General features: G+C 68.6%; 6 protein-coding genes. 1 reads left to right on the top strand and 5 read right to left on the bottom strand.

Going from position 1 to position 4331, the window contains the following annotated elements:
* Positions 1-41 precede the first annotated feature (41 nt).
* Positions 42-476 carry a nuclear transport factor 2 family protein gene (locus tag ACESMN_RS13130; RefSeq protein WP_373054057.1) on the bottom strand — a complete coding sequence of 145 codons (435 nt, stop codon included), beginning with the start codon at positions 474-476 and terminating at the stop codon, positions 42-44.
* Positions 477-483: 7 nt separating this feature from the next.
* Positions 484-894 (bottom strand): YybH family protein, encoded by a 411-nt coding sequence (locus ACESMN_RS13125; protein WP_373054056.1) that lies wholly within the window; start codon positions 892-894, stop codon positions 484-486.
* Between the two features lie 100 nt (positions 895-994).
* On the opposite strand from ACESMN_RS13125, the gene ACESMN_RS13120 reads away from it, so the two are divergent.
* On the top strand, positions 995-1867 hold the full coding sequence (locus ACESMN_RS13120) for a PfkB family carbohydrate kinase (RefSeq protein WP_373054055.1): 873 nt from the start codon (positions 995-997) through the stop codon (positions 1865-1867).
* A gap of 24 nt (positions 1868-1891) precedes the next feature.
* Here the strand turns inward: ACESMN_RS13120 and ACESMN_RS13115 are convergent, their stop codons facing one another.
* From ACESMN_RS13115 to ACESMN_RS13105, 3 genes are all read right to left on the bottom strand, one after another.
* Complete coding sequence (locus ACESMN_RS13115) at positions 1892-2194, bottom strand: hypothetical protein (protein WP_373054054.1); 303 nt, start codon at positions 2192-2194, stop codon at positions 1892-1894.
* Positions 2195-2510: 316 nt separating this feature from the next.
* Positions 2511-3668, bottom strand: coding sequence for an alkaline phosphatase family protein (locus ACESMN_RS13110; protein ID WP_373054061.1), 1158 nt, complete (start codon positions 3666-3668; stop codon positions 2511-2513).
* Between the two features lie 94 nt (positions 3669-3762).
* Positions 3763-4077: a BolA family protein gene (locus ACESMN_RS13105; protein ID WP_373054053.1), complete on the bottom strand. Its 315-nt coding sequence runs from the start codon at positions 4075-4077 to the stop codon at positions 3763-3765.
* Positions 4078-4331: the final 254 nt, after the last annotated feature.

Genomic DNA, 4331 nt, shown 5'->3' with positions numbered 1-4331 from the left:
GGCTGGAAGCCGCTCCTGCGACGGTTGCTGCTGGGTTGGGTTCAGTGGGTTGACTGGCCGCCGCCGTCGGCGACGAAGACGCCGGCCGGGTTCGGGGGGGCGCGGCGCCCGTGGGAGGCGTGGTGCTGCATCAGCCGCCAGCCCTGTTCCAGCTTCCGGTAGGTCTGGCTGACGAAGATGGAGCCGGTGGGCGTGAGGTCGCCCGGTCGGGTCACGAGTTCCTCGGTGAGCAGGCAGGCGATTTCCTCCGTCTCGGAGCCTGCGACCAGCCGGGGCTCGATCCGGATGTTCAGCTCGCGTGAGAAGACCAGCAGCCAGCTCTCCATCACCTCCGCGACACCGCGGTGCGCGCGCGGGCTGCCCGGGTGCAGGCAGACGATATCGGGGCGCTCCGCCCACACAAGCATCATCGCCTCGATGTCCGCGGCCCGGAAGGCCGCGTAATAGGCGGCACGCGCCTGTTCAGGGGTCTTCATGCCAGGATCAGTGCAGGCCGGCCGATTCCAGCGCCGGCGGCGGCGACGGATCCGGCGCGCCGTGATGCAGTACCATCTGCCAGCCCTCGGTGGTGTGCCGGTAGGCATTGGTGGCGAGGACTACACCGCGGCGCTGGCCGTCCACAAAGAGCTGTTCGCGCACGTGGTGCACGACCAGGTTGCCGTGCCCCAGGACCACCACGTCCGTTGCCCGGACCACCACGTCCTGCATCGCCGCGAGGATCTCGCCCCAGCTCTCCAGCACGGCCTCGCGGCCCTGGAGCCGCTCTCCGCCCGGATGCACGCAGACGATGTCCGGATCGTCGGCCCAGACCTCCGTCATCATCGCCAGGCTGCCGTGCTCGAAGGCCTCGTAAAAGGCCTGCTCTGCAGACTGCGCGGATTCGTATCCAGCCATCGCCATCCCCCGCTTGGTTTGCCCGGCATTGTAAGGCGGGGCGCGGCAAATGCCGACCATCCCGGTAAACTGTCGGCTGGTTTTCCGGGAGGCCCGCTCCTTGGCGCGCATTCTTGTCATTGGCAACGCGACCATCGATCACATCGTGGATCTGGCCGCGTACCCCGAGGAGGACTCGGAGGGACGGGCGCTGGGCAGCACTATCCGTCCCGGCGGCAACGCCGCGAACACCGCCGCGATCCTGACGCAGGCGGGGCATCAGGTCGACCTGGCGACCGTCGTCGCGGAGGGCCGCGCCGGCGAGCGTCTGCTGGAACTGCTGGCGGCGCGCGGCATCGGCATCGAACGCTGCGTACGGCGGCCGGGGCGCACCCCGACCTCCTGGATTATGCGCTCGCGCGCGACTGGAAGCCGGACGATCGTGCACGATCGTGAACTGCCGGAACTGGACGTGGATGCCCTGCGCAAGGAGGAGCTCGCCGGCTACGACTGGTTCCATTTCGAGGGCAGGAATCCGGGTCAGCTCCCGGCGCTGCTGCGCAGCGTCCGCCGGGTCGCGGTGGATCAGCCGCTGTCGCTGGAACTGGAGAAGCCGCGGGAGGGCATTGAAGGCAGCCTGCTGCGCCTGGCCGACGTGCTGATGTTCGCGAGCGGCTGGGCCCAGGCGCATGGGCTGTCGGAGCCGGAGGCCTTCATCACCGGCGCGGCGCGGGCGCGCCCGGCGGCCGTACAGACGCTGACCTGGGGAAATCGCGGTGCCTGGATCGCGCAGCATGGTCGGATAGCCCACTGCACGCCGGCGGCGGGGCTGCAGGTGCGCGACAGCCTTGGCGCCGGAGACACCTTCAATGCCGGTCTGATCCACGCGCTGATCTCGGGTGAACCGCCGGAGCAGGCGCTGGAACAGGCCGTGCGCCTCGCGGAACGGAAGCTGCAGCGCCCGGGGCTCGATCGCCTGTTCGAGGCGCCCTGACCGGTGCACCCGCGCCGGCAGCGCTCAGGCGTGGCCGGCCGGGGTGTCCGTGGCGGAGTGGAAGTACTCGCTGTCGCGTCCCAGTTCGTCCACCAGTTCGCGCAGCACCGCGAGCCGGCTCTCCGGATCGCTGAACGGCGCGCAGGACTCGCAGAAGACGTCCCCGCAGGGCTGGCGGCTGTAGAGCCAGAAGTGAATCGCGCCCGCCAGCAGACCGTCGGCGACCTCGTGCACGTCCGGGGAATGTCCGTCGGAGGAGAGCGTGTTGGCGAGGTCGATGAGTTTCTGCGCCGCGTTGTTGTAGGTTTCTTCGGTGATGTCGCTCATCGCGGACCTCGCTCTCTATCAATTTCCGCTGCCATTTTACCCCGAGTGGGGCCTGGCTGCGCACTCCCGGTGAAGCTCGCGGCCGCAGGTGCCGCCCCCCGTATGGAGCGCGGCGGCTTGCCGCCGCTTTGCCCTGCAGGACGCTCGCCTCCTGCAGCGAAGGCGAGGTCGGGCCCTCACCCGTGACCCTCACCCTCAGGCGCTAACGGGACCGCGAAACGAGGAGCCATTTATAAATCTGTCCCCGTTTCGCGGTTACTCCCTTTCCTGCGACCCATCTCCCGCAAGCGAGAGAGGGGAGGATACGGCGCCGCCTTCAGGTTGACGGGCCCCCGTTCTGCCGCAGGGCGCGGAGGTCGTGTCGAAACAGCGGGATTTCACGTTCCTCGCGAGTCAGGCCGCCATGGGCCCCGCGGAAGTCGGGCCCCGTGTCGTCCCCCACAGGATCGACGAGGAAGCTGTCGCCATCCGGAAACAGAAGGTAGTCGCCCGCGCGGGCCTGCAGCTCCGGATGCGGCCGGCCGGACCCGAAGGCCCTGCCGCACAGCCACTCCTCCATCGGGACCACCTCGACACTCGCTCCGAAGGCCTCGATCATCGCGCGGCGGAAATCCCGGTGCCGGTCCGGCTTCACGTGCGCGATCGCGGCACGGGGCTCCCCGGTCAGCGGGTGGCGCAGGCAGCCGCTCACCGTCGGCGCGTCGCGAATGTTCAGGCGCCGGGAGACCGCGCGCATCCCGTGATCGGTGCTGGTGAGGAAGAGCGCGCCCGTGCCCTGCAGTTGTTCGATGATCGCTGCGTAGGCAGCGTCGATCTCGGCGAGATGGTTGCGGACCTGCGTGCTGTCCGGCCCGTGCTCGTGGCCGAGGTGGTCGAGGTGCGACCAGTACAGATAGGTGTAGTGAGGGCCTTCGCCGCCAGTGCGCACATGCCGGCCCAGCAAGGCCGGTAGTTCTTCCAGATGCCGAAAGCCCAGGATCCTCGCCGAGCCGCTCATCAACCGGTTGTAGGAGGAATGGGCGATGGCGGCCGGCGAGATCACCGTGGTCGCGCGTGGCAGCCGGTCCAGCAGTAGCGGCGGCCGGATACGCTGCTCGAGTTCCGTAGTGCTCAGGCCCGCGGAATTCCCGCTGCAGTCGGCCTCCCGCGCCGGCAGGACGGTGAGCGTGCTCCGTGGTCCTGGAAGATAGGTGCGCCACCCGAGCAGGCCGTGCTGCGCCGGGCTGACACCGGTGAAGACGCTGGTGATCGCGCTGGCCGTTGTGCTCGGAAACACGGCCTCGAGCTGCCGGAAGAGATCCCCACGCAGCACTGGTGTGTCGGAGAGGTAGTCGAGGGCGAAGCCGTCGATCAGCCAGAACAGCACGTGCTGGTGACCTGCGACCGCCTCCGGCGCGAGTGCCGGCAGCGGCGCCTCGGCATTCAGCGGGCCCTCGCAGCCGAGACCGCGTTCCAGGCTCGCAAGCAGGTTGATGAAGCCGTGGCCCGAGGCCGCGGCTTCATTCCAGTGGCGGGCCGATCCGGCGGTTGGTGCCCCGGCATCCGGTTTCGTTGCCGTCTTCAACGGTTCAGGATTTCTCCCCACCGTGACAGGGCGGTGAATCCGGGACCCTTCCGGCGCGTTCGAACCACTGCTCCGGATCCAGAGTGTGCAGGGCCAGCGCGTGAACGCCGCCTGCCAGCTCGTCCGCAAGGATGCGGTTGACCATCCGGTGTCTCGCCACGAGCTTCTGGCCTTCAAAGGCCTCGCTGACGAGCGTGACCTTGAAGTGCGACTCGGACCCCGGCGGGACGTTGTGCATGTGGCTCTCGTTCACCACCTCCAGGTGCACGGGCGTGAAGTGCTGCTCCAGTTTTTCCGTGATGCGTTCTTGCTGGGTCATGGCTGAGTGTGTCCGCGGTTTCCTTTCTGGCTTATGCCAGAAGGATCGGTTTCCTGTCGAATGAACGCACGCGGGGGCGGTACTTTTTTCGTTCCGGCCGGGGCGGTGGGCCCGCTGCGCTTGGCCCACCCTACCGTAGCGCCACGTGTCCTGTCCGTCGTGGCCGTAGGGTGGGCCAAGCGCAGCGGGCCCACCAAGCACCACGGCGCCCGTGAGTGCCCTGGCCGCTCTGGCCGTAGGGTGGGCCAAGCGCA

It is taken from the genome of Thioalkalivibrio sp. (assembly GCF_041690275.1).
GTDB lineage: Bacteria > Pseudomonadota > Gammaproteobacteria > Ectothiorhodospirales > Ectothiorhodospiraceae > Thioalkalivibrio.
This window is presented reverse-complemented; position numbering and strand designations above follow the sequence as displayed.

Excerpts from the sequence above, each read along its gene's own strand:
- ACESMN_RS13130 (WP_373054057.1), bottom strand. The coding sequence starts at position 476 with ATGAAGACCCCTGAACAGGCGCGTGCCGCCTATTACGCGGCCTTCCGG.
- ACESMN_RS13125 (WP_373054056.1), bottom strand. The coding sequence starts at position 894 with ATGGCTGGATACGAATCCGCGCAGTCTGCAGAGCAGGCCTTTTACGAG.
- ACESMN_RS13115 (WP_373054054.1), bottom strand. The coding sequence starts at position 2,194 with ATGAGCGACATCACCGAAGAAACCTACAACAACGCGGCGCAGAAACTC.
- ACESMN_RS13105 (WP_373054053.1), bottom strand. The coding sequence starts at position 4,077 with ATGACCCAGCAAGAACGCATCACGGAAAAACTGGAGCAGCACTTCACG.